Annotated in this window: 23 protein-coding genes; 20 read left to right on the top strand and 3 right to left on the bottom strand. The window is 44.8% G+C overall.

Annotated features, from left to right (window positions below; translation table 11 throughout):
- Positions 1–56 precede the first annotated feature (56 nt).
- Positions 57–1,076, top strand: coding sequence for a bifunctional diaminohydroxyphosphoribosylaminopyrimidine deaminase/5-amino-6-(5-phosphoribosylamino)uracil reductase RibD (ribD, locus tag P0M11_RS08330; RefSeq protein WP_275625251.1), 1,020 nt, complete (start codon positions 57–59; stop codon positions 1,074–1,076).
- A gap of 2 nt (positions 1,077–1,078) precedes the next feature.
- Positions 1,079–1,681, top strand: a complete 603-nt coding sequence (locus P0M11_RS08335; protein WP_275625252.1) for a YigZ family protein — start codon at positions 1,079–1,081, stop codon at positions 1,679–1,681.
- Here P0M11_RS08335 and P0M11_RS08340 read toward each other — a convergent pair.
- Positions 1,678–2,370 carry a zinc metallopeptidase gene (locus P0M11_RS08340; RefSeq protein WP_275625347.1) on the bottom strand — a complete coding sequence of 231 codons (693 nt, stop codon included), beginning with the start codon at positions 2,368–2,370 and terminating at the stop codon, positions 1,678–1,680. The two genes, P0M11_RS08335 and P0M11_RS08340, sit on opposite strands and share 4 nt — an antisense overlap.
- 124 nt (positions 2,371–2,494) lie before the next feature.
- On the opposite strand from P0M11_RS08340, the gene P0M11_RS08345 reads away from it, so the two are divergent.
- The 18 genes from P0M11_RS08345 (at position 2,495) to P0M11_RS08430 (ending at position 19,563) form a co-directional block, all read left to right on the top strand.
- Positions 2,495–3,619, top strand: coding sequence for a GNAT family N-acetyltransferase (locus P0M11_RS08345; RefSeq protein ID WP_275625253.1), 1,125 nt, complete (start codon positions 2,495–2,497; stop codon positions 3,617–3,619).
- A gap of 3 nt (positions 3,620–3,622) precedes the next feature.
- A complete protein-coding gene (locus P0M11_RS08350; protein ID WP_158063466.1) occupies positions 3,623–3,811 on the top strand; it encodes a hypothetical protein in 189 nt (62 codons plus the stop codon).
- A 189-nt stretch (positions 3,812–4,000) separates the two neighbouring features.
- Positions 4,001–4,372, top strand: coding sequence for an NADH-quinone oxidoreductase subunit A (locus P0M11_RS08355; protein ID WP_275625254.1), 372 nt, complete (start codon positions 4,001–4,003; stop codon positions 4,370–4,372).
- Between the two features lie 65 nt (positions 4,373–4,437).
- A complete protein-coding gene (locus P0M11_RS08360) occupies positions 4,438–4,995 on the top strand; it encodes an NADH-quinone oxidoreductase subunit B (protein WP_158063464.1) in 558 nt (185 codons plus the stop codon).
- A gap of 35 nt (positions 4,996–5,030) precedes the next feature.
- The gene (locus P0M11_RS08365; RefSeq protein WP_158063463.1) at positions 5,031–5,525 is read left to right on the top strand and encodes an NADH-quinone oxidoreductase subunit C; all 495 of its coding nucleotides are present in this window, start codon (positions 5,031–5,033) and stop codon (positions 5,523–5,525) included.
- A gap of 25 nt (positions 5,526–5,550) precedes the next feature.
- Positions 5,551–6,774: an NADH-quinone oxidoreductase subunit D gene (locus P0M11_RS08370; RefSeq protein ID WP_275625255.1), complete on the top strand. Its 1,224-nt coding sequence runs from the start codon at positions 5,551–5,553 to the stop codon at positions 6,772–6,774.
- A gap of 99 nt (positions 6,775–6,873) precedes the next feature.
- Positions 6,874–7,383 carry an NAD(P)H-dependent oxidoreductase subunit E gene (locus P0M11_RS08375; protein WP_275625256.1) on the top strand — a complete coding sequence of 170 codons (510 nt, stop codon included), beginning with the start codon at positions 6,874–6,876 and terminating at the stop codon, positions 7,381–7,383.
- A gap of 73 nt (positions 7,384–7,456) precedes the next feature.
- Positions 7,457–8,815 carry an NADH-quinone oxidoreductase subunit NuoF gene (gene nuoF / locus P0M11_RS08380; RefSeq protein WP_158063460.1) on the top strand — a complete coding sequence of 453 codons (1,359 nt, stop codon included), beginning with the start codon at positions 7,457–7,459 and terminating at the stop codon, positions 8,813–8,815.
- Between the two features lie 87 nt (positions 8,816–8,902).
- On the top strand, positions 8,903–9,913 hold the full coding sequence (locus P0M11_RS08385; protein WP_275625257.1) for a 2Fe-2S iron-sulfur cluster-binding protein: 1,011 nt from the start codon (positions 8,903–8,905) through the stop codon (positions 9,911–9,913).
- 49 nt (positions 9,914–9,962) lie between these two features.
- Positions 9,963–11,024 (top strand): NADH-quinone oxidoreductase subunit NuoH, encoded by a 1,062-nt coding sequence (nuoH, locus tag P0M11_RS08390; RefSeq protein ID WP_275625258.1) that lies wholly within the window; start codon positions 9,963–9,965, stop codon positions 11,022–11,024.
- A gap of 47 nt (positions 11,025–11,071) precedes the next feature.
- Positions 11,072–11,620 (top strand): NADH-quinone oxidoreductase subunit I, encoded by a 549-nt coding sequence (locus tag P0M11_RS08395; protein ID WP_158063457.1) that lies wholly within the window; start codon positions 11,072–11,074, stop codon positions 11,618–11,620.
- Between the two features lies 1 nt (position 11,621).
- Positions 11,622–12,119, top strand: coding sequence for an NADH-quinone oxidoreductase subunit J (locus P0M11_RS08400; protein WP_275625259.1), 498 nt, complete (start codon positions 11,622–11,624; stop codon positions 12,117–12,119).
- Positions 12,120–12,123: 4 nt separating this feature from the next.
- Positions 12,124–12,453 (top strand): NADH-quinone oxidoreductase subunit NuoK, encoded by a 330-nt coding sequence (gene nuoK / locus P0M11_RS08405; protein WP_275625260.1) that lies wholly within the window; start codon positions 12,124–12,126, stop codon positions 12,451–12,453.
- Between the two features lie 6 nt (positions 12,454–12,459).
- Complete coding sequence (nuoL, locus tag P0M11_RS08410) at positions 12,460–14,373, top strand: NADH-quinone oxidoreductase subunit L (RefSeq protein WP_275625348.1); 1,914 nt, start codon at positions 12,460–12,462, stop codon at positions 14,371–14,373.
- A 2-nt stretch (positions 14,374–14,375) separates the two neighbouring features.
- Positions 14,376–15,869: an NADH-quinone oxidoreductase subunit M gene (locus tag P0M11_RS08415; RefSeq protein WP_275625261.1), complete on the top strand. Its 1,494-nt coding sequence runs from the start codon at positions 14,376–14,378 to the stop codon at positions 15,867–15,869.
- A gap of 15 nt (positions 15,870–15,884) precedes the next feature.
- Positions 15,885–17,264: an NADH-quinone oxidoreductase subunit N gene (locus tag P0M11_RS08420; protein WP_275625262.1), complete on the top strand. Its 1,380-nt coding sequence runs from the start codon at positions 15,885–15,887 to the stop codon at positions 17,262–17,264.
- A gap of 300 nt (positions 17,265–17,564) precedes the next feature.
- On the top strand, positions 17,565–19,073 hold the full coding sequence (locus P0M11_RS08425) for an aldehyde dehydrogenase family protein (protein ID WP_275625263.1): 1,509 nt from the start codon (positions 17,565–17,567) through the stop codon (positions 19,071–19,073).
- A 70-nt stretch (positions 19,074–19,143) separates the two neighbouring features.
- The gene (locus P0M11_RS08430) at positions 19,144–19,563 is read left to right on the top strand and encodes a DUF779 domain-containing protein (protein WP_158063451.1); all 420 of its coding nucleotides are present in this window, start codon (positions 19,144–19,146) and stop codon (positions 19,561–19,563) included.
- An 84-nt stretch (positions 19,564–19,647) separates the two neighbouring features.
- Here P0M11_RS08430 and mazG read toward each other — a convergent pair whose 3' ends face one another.
- On the bottom strand, positions 19,648–20,415 hold the full coding sequence (mazG, locus tag P0M11_RS08435) for a nucleoside triphosphate pyrophosphohydrolase (protein ID WP_275625264.1): 768 nt from the start codon (positions 20,413–20,415) through the stop codon (positions 19,648–19,650).
- Positions 20,416–20,424: 9 nt separating this feature from the next.
- A complete protein-coding gene (gene ribB, locus P0M11_RS08440) occupies positions 20,425–21,549 on the bottom strand; it encodes a 3,4-dihydroxy-2-butanone-4-phosphate synthase (protein WP_275625265.1) in 1,125 nt (374 codons plus the stop codon).
- Positions 21,550–21,560: the final 11 nt, after the last annotated feature.

Consider the following 21,560-nt stretch of genomic DNA (forward strand, 5'->3'; position numbering starts at 1 on the left):
CCAACCTAAATTTATCAGTAATAACGCTCAACATAAGTTGGGTGTTTTTTATAACCATGAACCACGAATTTTATATACGCAGATGTATTGAGCTGGCCCGGAAAGCCAGCGGACAGACCTACCCAAATCCACTTGTGGGAAGTGTGATTGTCTCGGACAACCGTATTATCGGCGAGGGCTACCATCACAAAGCCGGCGAAGCACACGCGGAAATCAATGCAATTCATTCCGTTAAGAATCCTGAACTTCTGAAGAACGCAACCATCTATGTTTCACTGGAACCCTGCGCTCATTACGGGCGCACCCCGCCATGCGCGAATGCTATTGTAGAGGCAGGCATTAAAAAAGTGGTGATAGGCGCGCGTGATGCGCATGATAAAGTAGACGGTAAGGGGATACAAATCCTGAGAGATGCCGGCTGCGAGGTAATTTCCGGTATTCTGGAAGAAGACTGCCGCCAACTTAACAGAAGATTTTTTACTTTCCATGAGAAGAAACGTCCGCACATTATTCTGAAATGGGCACAGTCGGCCGATGGATTCCTGGATCAGGGCTTTACACCGGCGCGTATATCCAACGATCTTGTGAACCAGTTCACCCATCAGCTCCGCGCAGACGAAAATGCCATACTTGTAGGCGCCACCACTGCCCTGCGCGATAACCCCGGACTGACAGTAAGGCATATTCCGGGAAACCATCCGGTTAGAATCCTTATAGACCCGCATCTGATTGTTCCGCGGCATCAAAAGATTTATGACGGCGAAGCCCCCACAATTATATTTAATTTTCTTGAAAGCGGAACTGAAGATAATTTCAGGCTGATTAAAATACCTGGCGAAAACTTCCTTCAGGCAATGTTGGAAACACTTTACACCCTGGAAATACAGTCGCTGATCGTTGAAGGCGGAAGTTTTACCCTTCAGCAGTTCATTGATGCCGATATTTGGGACGAAGCCATTCTAATCCGTGATCCAGGCCTGCTTCTGGAATCCGGGACGAAAGCACCCTTGTGGAATGCACTTCCTGAAAAGAAAGAAATTTACCGTGATAATATCATTGAATTTTACCGAAATTGATCATGCACAGTTATAATACCCTTCAGGAGCGTGTTGAAGACATCATTCTGAAGGAGAAAGGCAGCCGATTCATCGGATTTGCGTGGAATGTGCAGAGTGAAACGGAAATTCGCGGACGCCTGGAAACCCTGAAAGATGAACATCCAAAAGCCACCCATCATTGTTATGCCTATCGGCTTGGCATCAATGGGGAAAAATACCGTGCAAATGATGACGGTGAGCCTTCAGGAAGTGCGGGTCTTCCCATTTACAATCAGTTGCTCGCCCACGGTGTGACTAATATCCTGGTGGTGGTCGTGCGCTACTACGGCGGAACAAAACTTGGAGTTTCAGGCCTGGTGAAGACCTATAAGGAATGTGCAAAAGCCACACTGGAAGCGGGAATTATAATTGCCCGGGAACTGGAATATGAACTGGACGTTGAATTTCCGTTCGGTCTGCAGAATACGGTGTTCACCCTGCTGAACAGATATGGTGCAAAGATTCTGGATTTCAGGTCAGCAAATTCATGTATGATCACCGCCTCGCTCACGCTCACCCATAAAAAAAACATCTCCGATCAGTTATCGGAGATGAAGCATGTTTCATTTAAGTTCCGGAATTAATCATTACTTCTTCCTCCGGCAAGCATGGATGCGAAGTAAATGAGTTGCGCAAGAGATCCCAGGGCTGCCACCACATAAGTACGTGCTGCCCATTTCAGGCTGTCTTCCGCCCCTGCATACTCTGCATTATTGGCCAGTGTACCCGATGTTTTTAGCCAAACCAAGGCTCTTTTGCTTGCGTCATATTCTACCGGTAGAGTAATAAAGGCAAACGCTGTAGTTACTGCGAATAGAATAACTCCGATCAGTAATACCGTCTTGGAGCCACTCATTGCCATCAACACAATACCAGCCATCAGTACAAACTGCAGCAGTCTGGAGGCAACATTTACCATCGGTACCATCTTGGATCTGAGTTGCAGCATGGAATAACCTACCGCATGCTGAACTGCATGGCCCGTTTCATGAGCTGCAACCGCTGCAGCCGCTGCATTTCGCTGCATATAAACACCTTCCGAAAGGTTAATTGTCTTGTTCATAGGATTGTAATGATCGGTAAGCTGGCCGGGAACCGAAATTACCTGCACATCGTGAATATTACTGTCACGCAACATTTTCTCTGCAATTTCCTTTCCGGACATCCCGTTCTTGAGATGTACTTTTGAGTAATGCTCAAATTTTGACCGCAAACGGTTCTGAACGATCATACTGATGATAAATACTACACCAATAATTAAATAATACGTCATCATAACTTTATCTTTTCTATCTGTCTTTTCTGTACCTCTTTTCCTCTAAAAACTATGCCAAATACCAGCATTTTTAACATGCTTTCCGTTATATTTGTTCATCACAAAACAAAGTACGAAAACGATGTCTGAAATCCAGGTGATGGAAGTAAAATCCGGGAAAGAATTAATGGAATTTATCCGCTTCCCGATGGAACTCTACAAAAATAATAAAAATTACGTACCATCCCTCATACAGGGCGAACGGGAGACGTGGGATCCCCGCGAAAATCCTGCATTGGCCTATTGCAAAGCCAAACAGTTTCTGGCCAGGAAAGACGGTAAAACTGTAGGACGGATTGCAGTAATCATCAACGGAAAGGAAAAGGAGGAATTGGGAATCAGCAAAGTACGGTTTGGCTGGATCGATTTTATCGATGACTTAAATGTATCCAGGGCACTTCTGGAGAAAGCAGAAGAATTTGCAAAGGCTAACGGTATTTCAAAAATTGAAGGTCCCATGGGATTTACAAATCTGGACAAGGCCGGAACCCTGACCATGGGTTTTGACAAAATGGCCACAATGATCGGCATTTATAACCACGATTACTATCCGCTTCATTTTGAAAAACTGGGCTTGACCAGAGAAAAGGAATGGGTAGAGTATGAAATTGTTTTTCCTGAAGTTTTGCCGGAGAAAGTGGTGAAGTTCAACGAACTGATAAAAGAAAAATACCAACTCCGGGTAATGAAATTCAGGTCGAAGAAGGAATTTCTGCCACTGGTGGACCCTATGTTCAAACTTCTGGATCAAACATACAGCACGCTGTCCACTTACACACCGCTTACGCCGGAACAGGTTCAGAGTTATAAGGATAAGTACTTTTCACTGCTGGATAAGGACTTCATCATCTGCATCGCGGACAAAGATGACAAACTAATTGCTTTTGCAGTTACAATGCCTTCTTATTCCGAGGCTCTTCAAAAGGCCAATGGCCAACTGCTGCCGTTTGGATGGTGGCATTTCCTGCAGGCTGGCAAAAAGAATGAAAGAGCGAACTTTTACCTGATCGGTATCCATCCCGATTACCAGAAGCGGGGGGTAACGTCCATCATTTTCAAGGAGATCTATGACATCTTCAAACGTAAAGGTGTGAAGTACCTGGAAACCAATCCTGAACTGGCAGATAATAAAGCCATACAGTTGCTTTGGCAGGATTATAATCCGGTAAATCATAAACGCCGGGCCACATTTTCAAAATTAGTATAGATAATGAAAAAACAACTTATCATTTACGCAGTTCTCATTGCGGCGTATATCCTTTACAACCGGTTTTTTCAGTTGCAGGATCCGCGGCTCAACGAAATCGTCAATATACTTTTTGCCAGCATACTGTTTCTTTATATCGCTTATCTGGCTTTTCTGGCTCTCAAAAAGATCAGGAATATTTCAAAAAAGTAATTATTTGGAATTATTCTAAATTAGTTCTCTCTTTTTTCAGTGTCGGATTATTTATGATGGTTATATTTCGCCTGTTGCCTATAAATACCTAAATTTGCATCTTGTATTTACCAGGACTAGGTTGTAACTGCGGAAACTGGGGTTTAGGAACCTTCTTCCGCTGTTAATTAAATTTAAAAAATAATTTACATGAGTTTACCTGAATCTTATATTCCCATCCTCATACAGGCAGCAGTTGGCCTTGGTTTCGTTTTGCTTTCACTGGCAGGAACCCATTTTCTGGGACCAAAACAGCAAAAATCCAATATCCGTAAAAACGAAAGTTTTGAGTGCGGTATTGAAGTTGAGGGGAATGCAAGAACTCCATTCTCAGTTAAATATTTCCTTACAGCCATTCTCTTTGTTCTGTTTGATATTGAGATCGTTTTCTTCTATCCGTATGCGGTCAATTTCCGTGAGTTCGGGATAGAAGGGTTTCTGGCAGTACTGATGTTTGTATCCGTTTTCTTTATGGCATTTGTATATGTCTGGAAACGCGGCGCCCTGGACTGGGACAAATAAATTAATTCGCGGGTAAACTACTTAGGTATTTCCGTGGATATGTTTAACTTTTTAAAGAAATAATTATGTCTGATAATAAACCGGTAATCCGTATGGATGCCCAACCTCCTGCAGGACTTGAGGGCGAAGGGTTCTTCGCCACCCAGCTCAGCAGTGTTGTAGGCCTGGCCAGAAAGCACTCACTTTGGCCTTTGCCGTTTGCCACCTCCTGCTGTGGTATTGAATATATGGCTTTCCTGAATCCTACCTACGACGGGTCACGTTTCGGGATGGAAAGAAACTCCTTCTCGCCGCGACATGCTGATATGCTTATGGTGTGCGGAACAATATCCAAGAAGCTGGGCCCTGTTCTTCAGCAGGTATATACACAGATGGCAGAGCCACGCTGGGTAGTTGCTGTGGGAGCCTGCGCGAGCAGTGGAGGAATTTTCGACACGTACTCCGTGTTGCAGGGCATAGATAAAATAATTCCTGTAGATGTTTATGTACCCGGCTGCCCGCCAAGACCGGAGCAGATCATTGAAGGCGTGATGCAGGTGCAGGCACTGGCCGAGAGCGAAAGCATCCGCCGGAGAGATATGCCTGAATATCAAAATCTTCTGGAATCTTACGGAATTAAATAATCTGCCTGAATACAGCAACCCTTCTGAAACCAATTATGACTAACGATTTTGTATTAGATGCGATAAAAAGAGAGTTTCCGGACAGTGTCATTTCTGCTTCTGAACCTTACGGCATGCTGACCCTTGAGATTAAGAAGGAAGACATCAAGAAGGTTATCCACCACCTCAGGGATTCTTCGCTGGATTTTAACTTCCTTACCGATATTTGCGGAATCCACTATCCCGAAGACCATGAAAAAGAGGTTGGTGTCATCTACCATCTGCATAATATGCGTCAGGGAGTTCGTGTAAGGCTGAAGGCCTTTACAAAAAGGGAAGGCGCAGAATTCGACTCAGTTACCGACCTTTTTGCAGGAGCCAACTGGATGGAGAGGGAAACATACGATTTTTACGGATTTAAATTCAAAGGTCATCCTGATTTGCGTGTCATCCTTAATATGGAAGATATTGGGTATCACCCGATGTACAAGGAATACCGCCTGGAAGACGGAACCAGAACGGACAAGGAAGATAAAATGTTCGGCAGATAAATGTTCATGACTTAAAGTCAATATAATGAAAGACAACGCACTATCAAATATAATCACACAGTACGACTCTTCTGAGCATATAGACGGGCAGTTATACACGCTGAATTTGGGACCCACCCACCCGGCTACCCACGGAATTTTTGAGAATGTGCTTACCATGGACGGCGAGCGAATCCTGCACTCCGAACAGACCGTAGGTTACATTCACCGTGCTTTTGAAAAAATATCCGAGAGACGGAATTTCGCTCAGATTACTACCCTCACCGACCGTATGAATTACTGTTCAGCACCCATCAATAATATGGGCTGGCACATGACGGTTGAGAAACTGATTGGCTGCCAGGTTCCAAAACGTGTAGATTATATGCGCGTTATCATGATGGAACTAGCACGTATAGCCGACCATATGGTATGTAACGGTGTTACGGCCATGGATGCCGGAGCGATTACCGGTCTTACCTACCTCTTCCGCGAAAGAGAGGCCATCTATGAAATGTACGAGCAGATCTGCGGTGCCAGGATGACTACCAACATGGGCCGCATTGGGGGATTTGAAAGGGATTTTAACCCAAAATTCCATGAACTTCTGCAAAACTGGCTTAAGAAATTTCCTAAGATCTGGGGCGAATTCTGTGCACTTAACGAAAGAAACAGAATCTTCATGGACCGTACCATCAAGGTAGGTGCGATTTCTGCAGAACGCGCTCTAAGCTACGGTTTTACAGGTCCTAACCTTCGTGCAGCGGGCGTAGATTACGACGTACGTGTAGCAAGTCCGTATTCTTCATATCAGGATTTTGACTTCATCATTCCGGTAGGCAGTGCGGGCGATACCTACGACAGGTTCATGGTGCGCCAGCAGGAAGTCTGGGAAAGTCTGAAAATTATTGAGCAGGCTTATAAAAACCTGCCTGAAGGACCTTTCCATGCTGATGTTCCGGAATTTTATCTGCCTGAGAAAGCTGAAGTATACAATAATATGGAAGCACTGATCTATCACTTCAAGATTGTGATGGGTGAAACCGATGTTCCAAAAGGTGAAGTCTACCACGCGGTGGAAGGCGGAAACGGCGAACTTGGTTTCTATCTGGTGAGCGATGGCGGCAGAACTCCTTACAGGCTTCACTTCCGCAGACCATGCTTCATCTATTATCAGGCGTACCCCGAAATGATAAAAGGATCCATGATCTCCGATGCCATAGTAACGATGTGTTCAATGAACGTGATCGCCGGCGAACTGGACGCGTAGAAATAATTATCGGTTTTGGATGATGTTTTAAAATGATCCGAACCAATGTAAAAATTGAAATGGTTTAGATTCGATATCTAAAATTTAAAATTTAAAAAAGTGAGCGATACTATAGCTTTCAAACCTGAAACTTTAGAACAGGTTATAAAAATAACCAAAAGATATCCGGAAGGCAAACAGAAATCTGCCCTGATTCCTGTTCTGCATATTGCGCAGAAGGAATTTGGCGGCTGGCTGGATGTTCCCGTTATGGACTATGTAGCTCAGGTGCTTCAGCTGAAACCTATAGAGGTTTACGAAGTTGCGACCTTCTACACCATGTTTAACATGAAACCTGTGGGTAAGTATGTTCTTGAAGTTTGCAGGACAGGTCCCTGTATGGTAAGAGGCAGTGAGAAAATCCTGGATCATATCCGAACAAAACTGAACATCAGCGACGGCGGTACGTCTGCAGACGGCCTTTTCACCTTAAAGCCTGCGGAGTGTCTGGGTGCCTGCGGATATGCGCCAATGATGCAGTTGGGCAAATTTTATCACGAAAATCTGACCATTGAAAAAGTAGATGAAATTATTGAATTATGCCGTCAGGGTGCCATTGCGCTGGACTAGAATTCATATTTCAAATCAGTTTTTTCATTAACAATAATCAATGCAGAGTTCTGACTCTGGCAATATAAATAAAATGAGTAAAAAACTTTTACTTAAGGACGCACACATAGAAGGGATTCGCTACTTCGATACTTACCGCAAGCAGGGAGGTTATGAAGCAGTGGAAAAAGCCCTGAAAATGTCATCGGAAGAAATTGTGGAAGCAGTTAAGGCCTCCGGTCTTCGTGGCCGTGGAGGTGCAGGCTTCCCTACCGGACTGAAATGGAGTTTCCTGGCCAAACCGGAAGGCGTACCCAGATATCTGGTAGTTAATGCTGATGAATCCGAACCGGGAACCTTTAAGGACAGATACCTTATGGAATTCCTGCCACATATCCTTATTGAGGGAATGATAATCTCTTCCTTTGCTTTGGGTGCCAACACAGCTTACATCTACATACGCGGCGAATATTCCTGGATTCCCGACATTCTGGAGGAAGCTATTGAAGAAGCCAGAAACAACGGATTTTTAGGCAAGAACATCCTGGGTACCGGTTTCGACTGTGAAATTTATGTTCAGCGTGGCGCAGGAGCTTACATCTGCGGTGAAGAAACCGCCCTATTGGAATCTCTGGAAGGTAAAAGAGGAAATCCGCGTCTGAAACCACCTTTCCCTGCTGTAAAAGGTCTTTGGGAAAGTCCGACTGTAGTGAACAATGTAGAAACAATTGCAGCAGTAGTTCCAATCATCAACATCGGCGCAGCGGAGTATGCCAAGATCGGTGTGGGTAAATCTACCGGTACAAAACTGATTTCTGCCTGCGGTAACATCAACAAACCGGGGGTTTACGAAATTGACATGACGATCACTGTAGAGGAATTTATTTATTCTGATGAATACTGTGGCGGCATACCTAACGGTAAGAAACTCAAGGCCTGTATCCCGGGCGGAAGCTCCGTTCCCATCCTGCCGGCTAACCTGATGCTGAAAACCATCAACGGTGAACCAAGACTGATGAATTACGAATCCCTGTCCGACGGTGGATTCGCCACGGGAACCATGATGGGTTCCGGAGGTTTCGAAGTATTGGATGAAGACCAGTGCATTGTAGAGCACACGATGACATTAGCGCGCTTCTACGCGCACGAAAGCTGTGGTCAGTGTACACCTTGCCGCGAAGGAACACCGTGGATGTATAAGATCCTGAAAAAAATAAACAGTGGCGAAGGAAGAATGGAAGACATTGATCTTCTATGGGACGTTCAGAGAAAGATTGAAGGAAACACCATCTGCCCGCTTGGAGATGCAGCTGCTTGGCCTGTTGCCGCGGCCATACGTCATTTCCGCGATGAATTTGAGTGGCATATCAACAATCCTGAGCTTGCCCAGACTCAGAATTACGGTCTGGCCGGATATGCAGACCCAATTCCGGTACCTGCCGCCAATATATAAACGCGGGTCCACCAGCGGAATTTTTAAATAGCAAATACCCCTTACAGGGACAATATAGCCCAATGAGCAGGCTTAAAGCTGATAAATATGAGCACAGAAATTAAAAAATTCAAGATAACCATAGACGGACAGACTACTGAAGTTATGCCCGGCACTTCTATACTGGAAGCCGCCAGACAGATCGGTGGCAAATCCGTTCCCCCGGCCATGTGCTACTACAAACCGCTGGAAAGCAGTGGAGGTCGTTGCCGTACCTGCCTGGTGGAAGTTTCCAAAGGCTCCGAAGCGGATCCGCGCCCGATGCCCAAACTTGTAGCCAGCTGCCGTACAGGCGTGATGGACGGGATGGAAGTTAAGAACCTGACCTCGGAAAAAACTCAGGAAGGCCGTAAAGCCGTAACCGAATTTTTACTTGTAAATCATCCGCTGGACTGCCCTATCTGTGACCAGGCCGGCGAATGCCACCTTCAGGATCTGGGCTATGAGCATGGAGTTCAGGCTACACGTACTGATTTTGAAAGAAGAACATTTGAACCGGAAGATATCGGTCCTTATATAAAACTTCACATGAACCGCTGCATCCTGTGTGCAAGATGTGTACTGGCTGCCAATCAGCTTACCGAAGAAAGGGAGCACGGCATCCTGTTCCGCGGCGACCATGCTGAAATTTCAACTTACCTGAACAAAGCTTTGGACAATGACTTCATCGGTAATGTAATTGACGTTTGTCCGGTGGGAGCACTTACCGACAGAACTGCGCGATTTGCAAGCCGTGTGTGGTTCACCAAACCGATGAATGCTACCTGCAACTGCGGTAAATGTGCCGGAAAAGCGGTGCTTTGGATGAAGGGAGATGAGATCGTACGTGTTACAGCCAGGAAAGACCAGTATGACGAGGTGGAAGACTGGATCTGTAACGAATGCCGTTTCGAACGTAAAGACCTTTCGCAGTGGACTATCGAAGGTCCGCGCCATATTTCGCGCCACTCGGTAATCTCGCTGAACCACTATCAGAAGCCTGCCGACGAGCATACCCTGCTCAACAATTCGCATGCAAAGGAAATAAGTACAGCCGACGATCAGAGAACAGAAAAATAATAAATTGTGGGAAAGGGATTCTGAACATCCCAACATTTGAACATTTTTTATGGAATTAATCACTTTTAAAATTATACTGGTACTAGCATTATTTGCTGTATCACTGGGAATAGCAGCTTATTCTACCTGGGGCGAGCGTAAACTTGCCGCTGTTCTTCAGGACCGTATCGGTCCGAACAGAGCCGGACCTTTCGGCTTGCTGCAGCCACTGGCCGATGGCGGTAAACTTTTCTTTAAGGAAGGATTTATTCCGGCAGGTGCCGAGAAGTTCCTTTTCATACTGGGACCGTCCATCACAATGTTTATCGCTCTGGTTACCGGAGCAGTGATTCCCTGGGGGAATACACTTAACATCGGTGGCGAGTCCTTCAGCCTTCAGATTGCAAATATCGACGTAGGTGTACTGTTCCTGATTGGAATGGTTTCCATAGGTGTTTACGGCATGATGATCGGTGGCTGGGCCTCCAACAATAAATATTCACTTATAGGAGCCATACGCGCCTCGTCGCAGATGATTTCATACGAACTTGCCATGGGTCTTTCCCTACTTTCCATCATTATGATGAGCGGTAGTTTGGATCTTAACAAAATTGTAATGGACCAGGGTTCAGGTAAGCTTTGGGGACTGTTTGCCGTAGACGGTTTAAACTGGAACATCCTCTATCAGCCTCTGGCATTCATCATCTTCTTCGTAGCTGCAATGGCAGAGACCAACCGTCACCCTTTCGATTTACCGGAATGTGAATCCGAACTTGTAAACGGTTATATGACGGAATATTCTTCCATGAACTTCGGAATGTATATGTTCGGTGAATATGTGAATATGTTCATCTCCAACGCACTGATTGCGACGCTGTTCTTTGGTGGATTCAATTATCCGGGAATGGGTTGGGTAGCCGAAAACTGGGGCGAAAACGTGGCCGGGATCCTGAGCATTGTCTCCATACTGTCCAAAGCGATCATCGGTATTATGATATTTATGTGGATAAGATGGACCATCCCGAGATTCCGTTATGACCAGCTGATGCATTTAGGTTGGAAAACTTTAATTCCGCTGGCATTGCTCAATCTTGTGATTACCGGAGCTGTAATCCTACTTTTTGGAAAGTAGAGAGTTTGAAAATTTGATTTTCAAATATTAATAAGAAATTTAGTTAAATGAAACTTACAAACAGGTCAAAAGTTGTTTCGAATAAGAAAATGACCTTTATGGAAAAGCTATACCTTCCGGAAATCGCGAAGGGCATGTTCATCACTTTGAGGCATGCAATAGAAGGACCTAAAGGCAAGGTATTTTCCTATCCGGAGGTAGAAAAACCCAGAGCTAAGGTATGGCGCGGACTTCATGTACTGAAACGTGATGAGGAAGGACGCGAAAGATGTACCGCCTGCGGACTGTGTGCCGTAGCCTGCCCGGCAGAAGCCATAACCATGACGGCGGCTGAAAGGACCAGAGAAGAAAAAGATCTTTACCGCGAAGAGAAATATGCCGCTGTGTACGAAATAAATATGCTGCGCTGTATTTTTTGTGGAATGTGCGAAGAAGCCTGTCCAAAGTCTGCGATCTACCTCACCGACCGTCTGGTAGATGTTGAAACGAACAGAGGCTCCTTCATCTACGGAAAAGACAAATTGGTGGAAGATGTGAATAACAGAATTGACATCACGGACCGACAGTCTGAACTTCAAAAAAAGGCAGTGAAATAATATGGAACAGATTTTATTTTTCATCGTTTCTGCCATAGCAGTAATCAGTGCCGGCTATTTCGTTTTTGCCCGAAATCCTATGTATGCGCTTCTGTCGCTTATCGTAACCATGTTTTCGATTGCAGGAATGTATGTTTTGCTGAATGCTCAGTTCCTGGGCATTGTTCAGGTAATCGTTTATGCGGGCGCCATCATGGTACTTTTCCTTTACATCCTAATGATGCTGAACCTGAATAAGGAAGACGAAAGCCGTAAGCAGAATACACTTAAATTTATCGGCGTCTTCAGTGCAGGTATACTGCTCGTAGGTATGCTGGGAGCTTTCCGCGGATTCAATGAGGAAATTCTTGCTTCCCCGGATATTGATTACTCTGTAGGTCTGACCAAAAATCTGGGAAGACTATTGTTTAACGAATATGTAGTTCCGTTTGAACTTGCCTCCATCCTGATTCTTGCAGGTATTGTAGGAGCTGTTCTTATTGGTAAGAAAGATATCTAATATTATGGGAGAAGTGAATACTTTTATACAGACGGTACCGCTCAATTACTTCGTAATTTTGTGTACACTGCTCTTCAGCCTTGGTGTGTTGGGCGTCCTGCTGCGCAAAAATGCCATTATCATCCTCGGATGTGTGGAACTTATGCTCAATTCGGTAAACCTTTTACTGGCTGCATTTTCCAGTTATATGGGCGACGGTCACGGACACATCCTGGTATTTTTTATCATGGTCGTTGCTGCCGCGGAAGTGGCTGTAGGTCTGGCCATCATTGCGATGATGTACAGAAACACGAAATCAGTGGATGTCAGTATTTTTAACAAATTAAGAGGATAAACGATGATGGAAAACTTGATTTTTGCAATTATACTCTTACCCTTAGCCGGCTTTCTGATCAACGGACTTTTTGGAAAGCAGTTGCCAAAAAACATCGTTGGGGCAATAGCTTCCCTGGCTGTTTTTGCTTCTTTCTGCATTGGTCTGTATCTCTTCCTGAATTTTGACAAGGACTCTCAGCCCATAATCGTACGGGCCTTCGAGTGGTTCCGCATCAATGGTATCCAGATCAACTTCAGCTTCCAGATAGACCAGCTGTCACTGATGATGATTATGATCATTACCGGAATCGGCTCGCTTATCCATCTGTACTCCATTGGTTACATGCATACTGATAAAGGTTTCCACAGGTTTTTTGCCTACCTGAACCTTTTTGTCTTTATGATGCTACTTCTTGTAATGGGAAGCAACTATGTGATCCTGTTTATCGGTTGGGAAGGTGTAGGACTCTGCTCTTACCTGTTAATTGGCTTCTGGTTTAAAAACAAGGAGTACGGCAAAGCTGCGAGAAAAGCATTTATAATGAACCGGATCGGTGACCTTGGTCTCCTCATGGGTATATTTATGATCGCCTTTCATACCAATGCTTTGGATTACCTTTCCGTAGCTCAAAACGCATCTAAGTTTGAAGCAGACGGGTCTGTCATCATTTTCATATGTGCAGCTCTTTTCATAGGTGCTGTCGGAAAATCTGCCCAGGTTCCATTATATACCTGGTTGCCTGACGCCATGGCCGGGCCTACACCGGTTTCAGCATTAATTCACGCAGCTACCATGGTAACTGCCGGTGTATATCTGGTGTTCCGTTCAAACTTCCTTTATGTACTGGCACCTACTGTGATGGACGGTATCCTCTTCATTGGTTTGCTTACAGCTTTCCTGGCTGCATTTTATGCCATGAGGCAGAACGACATCAAGAAAGTTCTGGCCTACTCCACGGTTTCACAGCTTGGGTTTATGTTTGTGGCTTTGGGTGTAGGTGCTTATACAGCAGCTATGTTCCACCTGATGACACATGCTTTCTTCAAAGCACTGCTTTTCCTTGGTTCAGGTTCAGTAATCCATGCAATGAGCGACGAACAGGATATGCGTTTCATGGGCGGACTGAAGGACAAGATAAAAATCACTCATATCACCTTTCTGATCGGAACCTTCGCCATTGCCGGGATGCCCTTTTTCTCCGGTATGATCTCAAAAGATGAAATCCTTGTAGCCGCGTGGGCTAAAGGACCTGTTTTCTGGATAATCCTTTTCGCCATAGCTGCAATGACTGCTACATATATGTTCAGACTTTATTACCTGACCTTCCATGGTGAGTTCCGTGGCAGTGAGGAGCAGAAACATCATCTGCACGAAAGCCCGCTGAACATGACGCTGCCGCTTATGGTATTGGCTGTACTATCGGTTATTGGTGGTCTTATAAACCTGCCGCACATCATCGCTCACGGCGACTATTCAAAACTGCAGCAATGGCTGAGTCCCTTACTTTCCGAAGATATCAAAAACCAGCTGGAAGCCAACCTGCAGGGTATAACCCTTACTACAGAACTGATTTTGTTAGGTCTTACGGTGGCTATGTTCTTCATAGTTTGGTTTCTGGTAAGGAACAGGTATGTTGTGAAACGCCACCTTCCGGTTCCCGAAGATAAATACATTGGCTGGGAGAAACTGTCTGCCAGAAAATTATATGTCGACGAACTTTATAACGCGCTGATCGTAAGGACTACTGAAGGTTTCGGTCGTGCAGGCAAAATGTTCGACAACAATGTCCTGGACAGGCTGGTAAACTTCATTGGCGAAGGTGCTGAAGACAGCGGTAAAGCCATGAAGAGGCTCCAAAACGGTAATGTAGAGAATTATGTACTGGTCATGTCCCTGGCTGTAGGAATAATTTTGATTGTTAACTTTTTTATCCAATAATAATGTCGTACCATCTATTAGCATTATTACTTATACCCCTAATCGGTTCAGCATTGCTGTTTGCCTTCAAAGGTAAGGCCGGTAAATATCTCGCCTTCGGGACTGCAATTGTTCAGATGTTGGTTACGTTTGCCATACTTTACTCCTTTGACACTAAACCTACGGTAGACAGCGTACTGCAGCACGAAATCAACGAGGCCTGGTTTGTCTCCATAAAAAGCAAACTCCATTTCGGTATAGACGGGATGAGTATGCTGATGCTGATGCTTACCAACATCCTTTCACCACTAATCATCATGTCCTCATTTAATGAGAAAACTTCCTACAGAAATTCTTTCTATGCGCTGATCCTGCTTATGCAGTTTGGTCTTGTAGGGGTTTTCACCGCTTTGGACGGACTTCTATTCTATATCTTCTGGGAAGTAACGCTTATTCCAATCTGGCTCATCGCAGGGCTTTGGGGTCAGGAAAACAAAAGGTTTGAATTTACAACAAAGTTCTTCGTATACACCTTTGTTGGATCGCTGTTTATGCTGGCCGGATTCATCTACGTTTACAATTACTCGGCATCATTTGCACTGACGGATATGTATAATGCCGACCTGAACCTTACTCAGCAAACGGTAGTCTTCTGGTTTATCTTCTTCGCATTTGCGGTAAAACTGCCAGTTTTCCCATTCCATACCTGGCAGCCTGACACCTATACATTTTCGCCCACGCAGGGAACCATGCTGCTTGCAGGTATTATGCTGAAAATGGCTGTGTACGGAGTACTCAGATATCTGCTGCCGGTTACACCCGAGGCTGTGGCAGGCATCTCCGGTGCCATTGTCATTATGCTGGCCATAATAGGCGTACTTCACGGAGCACTTATCGCACTCATTCAAAATGATTCCAAAAGAATCCTCGCATATTCCTCATTTTCACATGTAGGCCTCATGCTGGCGGGGATATTTGCATCAGCAATGCTGGTAATGAAGGGTACCTTTACTACTGAAGGTGGTACCGGTGCTTTGGTTCAGGCCTTCGCACACGGTATCAATGTGGTGGCACTCTTCTATTGTGCGGACATCCTTTATAAAAGATTCAAGACACGTGATATCCGCCAGATGGGTGGTCTTGCACGTGTTGCACCCCGGTTTGCCGTACTATTCCTCATCGTTGTCTTAGGTTCTGTAGGGTTACCGCTTACAAACGGTTTCATTGGTGAATTTATCCTGCTGAAATCCATATTCGATTTCAGTGTGATGGCCGCTATCGTTGCAGGTATTACCATCATACTGGCTGCTGCTTATCTTTTCAGATTTTATGGCAGAGCGATGTTCACCAACGGAGATGATGAGGTTCTGGCGACTGCAAAAGACCTTTCCGATGTGGAATTTGCAGTTCTGGCCAGTTTAGCCGGTATGGTTATCCTTTTCGGTGTGTATCCCCAACCGGTAATTGAAATGGTGAGTAGTTCATTGAAGTTCATCTACCAGTCCATGGTAAATTAATTTGATAATAAAGAAATGAGTGTATTAGTAATTATATTTCTCACAGCGGTTGTAGCCCTGTTTTCGGGAGTCTTTAACCAGGGTAAACTGGCCAGGTATATTGGGATTGCCGGATTGCTGGCGGCCCTGTATGTATCTTATCTGCCGGAAGCTCAGTTCTTCAGCCAGTACCGGGCAATGTACGAGTTTGGACCCAACAGTGCGCTGTTCAGCAAAATTTCAATTGTCATCACGCTTCTGCTGTTTTTTCTGGGTGGATTCTCATTCAGCAATCACCGCAGCCACCAGTCGGAGCTGTACGCACTGATGCTCTTTGCTCTTTCCGGTGCGGTTGTTCTTTTCGGGTATCAGAATCTGGTAACTCTCTTCCTGGGTATTGAAATCCTGTCCATTCCCCTTTATGTAATGGCCGGGGCCAGCAAGACCAATCTTCGTTCCAACGAAGCCTCTCTGAAGTATTTCCTGATGGGCTGTTTCGCTACAGGATTCCTGCTTTTCGGTATCACTCTGGTTTACGGAACCGCAGGTAGTTTCGACCTTTATACAATCCATGCTTATGCACTGCAATTCCCAAAAGATGCAATGCTGATCATGGGTATGATTCTGATGCTTTGTGCAATGGCCTTTAAAGTTGCTCTGGCACCTTTCCATATGTGGAGTCCTGACGTGTACCAGGGATCTCCTTCGCTGATTACTACCTTTATGATGAGTGTTGTTAAGATTGCCGGGTTCTATGCGCTTTTCAGACTAATGACAATCGCATTTGCAGGTGTTTATGACGAGTGGGTGAATATATTAGGTGTTTTCCTTATCATCACTCTGTTCCTCGCCAATGTAATGGCTCTGGCCCAGAGCAATGCCAAGCGTATGCTGGCCTATTCTTCCGTTTCTCATGCGGGTTATATAGCCCTGATCTTCTTCGGCATGAATAATATGTCTACCTACAATCTCGCCTTCTACCTGTTTGCCTATGCCCTGGCTTCCGTAGGAGTGATGATGAGTCTGATTTGGGTAGAGAAATTGAAACGTGAAACTTCCTATGTAGCCTTTAAAGGTCTGGCTAAATCTGAACCATTGCTGGCTACAGTGGCTGCGGTTTCAATGCTGTCTATGGCAGGTATCCCCCTTACTGCCGGATTTATGGGTAAGTTTTCTCTGTTTGCACAGGCTATGAACGGTGCAGCGTTTCTTGTGCTGGTGGCGGTGCTGGGTTCAGCAATATCGATTGCTTACTACCTGCGTTTGATCATCGCTATGTTCTTCTTCACCGAAAGCAGCTTCAAGACCACTGAAAAAGTTACTTTAACCTATAATATCCTGGCTGTCTTCGTAATCGTTGCCATTGTAGCCCTGGGTGTTTATCCTGATCTTTTTGCCATGCAGTTTGGTCTTTAGACTACAGTAAACAACAATAGTATAAAGCGCAGCTCAGAGGAGCTGCGCTCTTTGTTTTTGAACAATTTATATTATTTAACCTTTATTAGCGCACTTACAGTAACGCCTAAATTTAGATTAGCATTCAAATTAAAAATGTAAACCCTTCGGAATTCCTGAAGGCCTTTTTCGGTCCAAACAATTTCAATTGAAATTTTCAATCAACACGAATTGAAGTGCGAACGGTATTATGCCGCTAATTGTTTTTAAATCATCAAATAAAGTGGTAATTTTAAAAACAATCTTTTAAACAATTTTAATATGAGTACAAAAATTTATGACAGAGTTGAACTGAAAGAAAGGTATGAAAACTACATTAACGGCACCTGGACGCCACCGGCAAGCGGAAAATATTTTGACGTAATAACACCTTTGGACGGGACCGTGATGAGCCAGGCCGCCCATTCCAATGAGCAGGATCTGGAAATGGCCGTTAACGCGGCCGAAGCTGCATTTGCGGATTGGGGTAAAACGTCCGTTACCGAAAGAAGTATTATTCTGAATAAGATAGCGGACCGGATGGAAGAAAATCTGGAAAAGATCGCGGTGGTGGAAACCATGGACAATGGAAAACCGATACGGGAAACACTTAATGCCGATATACCTCTGGCAATTGATCATTTCAGATATTTTGCGGGTGTAATCCGCGCCGAGGAAGGGTCACTTATGGAACTGGACAGTAATACTGTCTCCCTGATCGTGAATGAGCCCCTGGGTGTAGTTGCTCAGATCATCCCCTGGAATTTCCCAATTCTTATGGCAGTATGGAAGATAGCCCCGGCACTGGCTGCGGGCAACTGTGTGGTCTTAAAACCAGCCGAAAACACTCCTATTTCTATTCTCGTACTGATGGAGCTTATAGGAGACCTGCTGCCACCTGGCGTTCTGAACGTGGTGAACGGTTTTGGCGGCGAACTGGGACACGCATTGGTAACCAACAAAAAAGTGGCTAAAGCAGCCTTCACAGGTTCTACAGCTACAGGGAGAATGGTGATGCAGTATGCGACCGAAAACATCATTCCCGTCACTTTGGAACTTGGAGGCAAATCACCGAACGTATTTTTCGAGTCTGTAATGGATGAAGATGATGCCTTTTTCGACAAAGCCCTGGAAGGTGCGGCCCTCTTTGCTTTAAACCAGGGGGAAATCTGTACATGTCCGTCCAGGTTACTAATTCAGGAAAGCATTTACGATAAGTTTATAGAGAGGGTTGTAGAGAGAGTGAAAGCCATTAAAGCAGGGAATCCTCTGGACACTTCAACAATGATTGGAGCACAGGCTTCAAAAATTCAGTATGATAAGATCCTCAATTATATAAAACTCGGTCAGGAAGAAGGTTGTGAAGTTCTTTCCGGTGGAGATGCCAACAAACTGGAAGGAGAATTAGAGAATGGATATTACGTTCAGCCTACACTGCTTAAAGGTCATAATAAGATGAGAGTCTTCCAGGAAGAAATCTTCGGACCTGTTCTGGCGGTAACTACGTTCAAGGATGAAGCCGAAGCAATTAAGATAGCCAACGATACAATGTACGGTTTGGGTGCAGGCGTTTGGACGCGTGATGCTCACCAGCTGTACCAGGTTCCCAGAGCGATCCAGGCGGGAAGAGTCTGGGTAAACCAATATCATTCTTATCCTGCGGGTGCACCTTTTGGAGGATATAAGCAGTCCGGTATTGGTAGGGAAAACCATAAGATGATGCTCGATCATTACCGTCAGACCAAGAATATGCTTATTTCATACAGCAAAGAAAAATTAGGGTTCTTCTAATTAACAAATGGCGGATTTGCATAAAAAATCCGCCTTTCTTTGCTTAAAAATCAACATTAATAAATTCCAAATGAATAAGATATCAAGATTTTCAGCAACACCAGCAGCATTGGAGCTTATAGGACAGCTTTCCGAAGAATTTGGCGAGCTGATGTTTTACCAGGCGGGTGGATGTTGTGAAGGGACACAGCCCCAGTGTTTCCGTAAAGGTCATTTTTATCCCAGAACTAAGGATGTAAGCATCGGGACCGTACTCGGCTTTCATTTTTGGATAGATCATGATTTATTTGAATACTGGAAATACAGCCATTTTGAGTTGGATGTAGTGGAAGGCTTCGGCGCAGGTGGGTTTTCACTGGAAACAGCTAAAAAAAAGACCTTCAAGATCAATTACCGCCTTTTCAGTCAGCAGGAACTTGATAATTTGGAAGACACATTGCTTTATCACCAATACATGGAATATGAAAAGGTGAAGAAGCAAGGTTTTTAGGAAAAGCGAAAAGCACTCAATCAGGGTGCTTTTCGTTTTATCAGATTTTATTTAAATACCAAACATTATGCTTTACGGTAAAACTTACTCCTGGGATTTCGCCTCGTCCCAAAGTAAGTCCATTTCCTCAAGCGACAGGTCAGTCAGTACCAAATTTCTCTGCAGCGCTATGGATTCCATCTTTTGGAAGCGGTAAATAAATTTGTGATTGGTTCTTTCCAGTGCAGAATCAGGGTTAATTCCGGTTAGGCGTGCATAATTGATAAGCGAAAAGAAGACATCCCCGAGTTCTGCTTCTTTCTTATCCGGATCGGTTTCCGCATGAAACTCGGCAAGCTCTTCATCTACCTTTTTCCAGGCATCCTCAGCACTGGCAAATTCAAACCCAATACCTTTCACCTTTTCCTGAATGCGGTAGGCTTTTACGATGCTCGGCGTGCCTTTGGAGACACCGGAAAGCACGGACTTATTACCTTCCTTAAGTTTTAGTTTTTCCCAATTCTGCTTCACTTCCTCTTCATCAGCTACCTCAACTTCACCGTAAATATGCGGATGGCGGAAAATAAGTTTTTCATTCAGTGAGTTGATGACATCTGCAATATCAAAACTTCCTTTTTCGGAGCCGATTTTAGCATAAAATACCAAATGCAGCAGCACATCGCCAAGTTCCTTTTTAATTTCCTGCAGATCCTCTTCCAGTAAAGCATCCGAAAGTTCATAAACTTCCTCCAGCGTAAGATGGCGCAGCGACTGAAGGGTTTGCTTTTTGTCCCATGGACATTTTTCCCGCAGATCGTCCATAATATCCAGGAGACGGGAGAAAGCTTCTAACTTTTCTGCTTTAGAGTTCATCAGTTTTCGCTACTTCAGTTCCACCATTTCGGAAACCTCAACATCGTACCCGCCCACAAGAGGCTTAAGATCCGGGCTCTGAGTGATGACGCGGAATTTGTTGATGCCCAAATTCTTCAGGATCTGTGTGCCGATGCCGTAATCGCGGAAATTGGAAGCCAGTGTCGGACGCTTTTCGGCGCCGTCCTGATAATCCAGGAACTGCTGAAGTTTGCGCATTGTATTTTCGGAATTGGATACATTGTTGATGAAGATGAAGGCGCCTTTACCTTCCTCATTAATCATAGATGTCACCTTTTCCAGTAGCGGTTTTTCACCAGTAATCAGACGGCTCAAGACGTCAAAATAGGAATTGGATGCCTGCACGCGTACCAAAACCGGTTCATCTACCGTCCAGGTGCCTTTTGTAAATGCAAAGTGTAACTGTTCTGTGCTTGATTCCTTAAATGCATAAAAGTCAAACTCACCATACATCGTCTTCACTTTACGCTCCTCAATTCTTTCAATAAGGTCACCTTTTTTAAGCTGGTAATGAATCAGATCTTCAATGGAAACTATTTTCAGGTCCAGTTTCTTTGCAAGCTCCATGAGTTCCGGCAAGCGGGCCATGGAACCGTCCTCATTCATGATTTCACAAATTACACCACCTTCTTTCAGGCCGGCCAGTTTTGTAAGGTCGATGGCTGCTTCCGTATGTCCGGCCCGTTTCAGTACACCCCCTTTCTTAGCGCGCAGCGGGAAAATATGTCCCGGACGCATAAAGTCGGCAGGTTTCGTATTTTCGTCCATCAGTGCCAGGATGGTCTTGGAGCGGTCGCTGGCAGAAATACCGGTTGAAACACCTTCACCCAGAAGGTCTACAGATACGGTAAAGGCTGTTTCCTTGGGATCGCTGCTTCTTGTAACCATAATGTCCAGGCCTAACTCATCACAACGTTTTTCCGGCAGCGGTGTGCAGATCAGCCCGCGGCCGTGAATGGTCATAAAATTAATGATTTCGGGTGTTGTAAGTTCCGCGGCTGACAGAAAATCACCTTCATTCTCACGGTTTTCATCATCAACAACAATGATGATCTTACCGTTTTTCAGGTCTTCTATGGCTTCCGGAATAGTATTGAGTTTAATATCGGACATCTTTACTTTTA

The sequence above is a fragment of the Kaistella sp. PBT33-4 genome (genome assembly GCF_029194425.1).
In the GTDB taxonomy this organism is placed as follows: Bacteria; Bacteroidota; Bacteroidia; order Flavobacteriales; family Weeksellaceae; genus Marnyiella.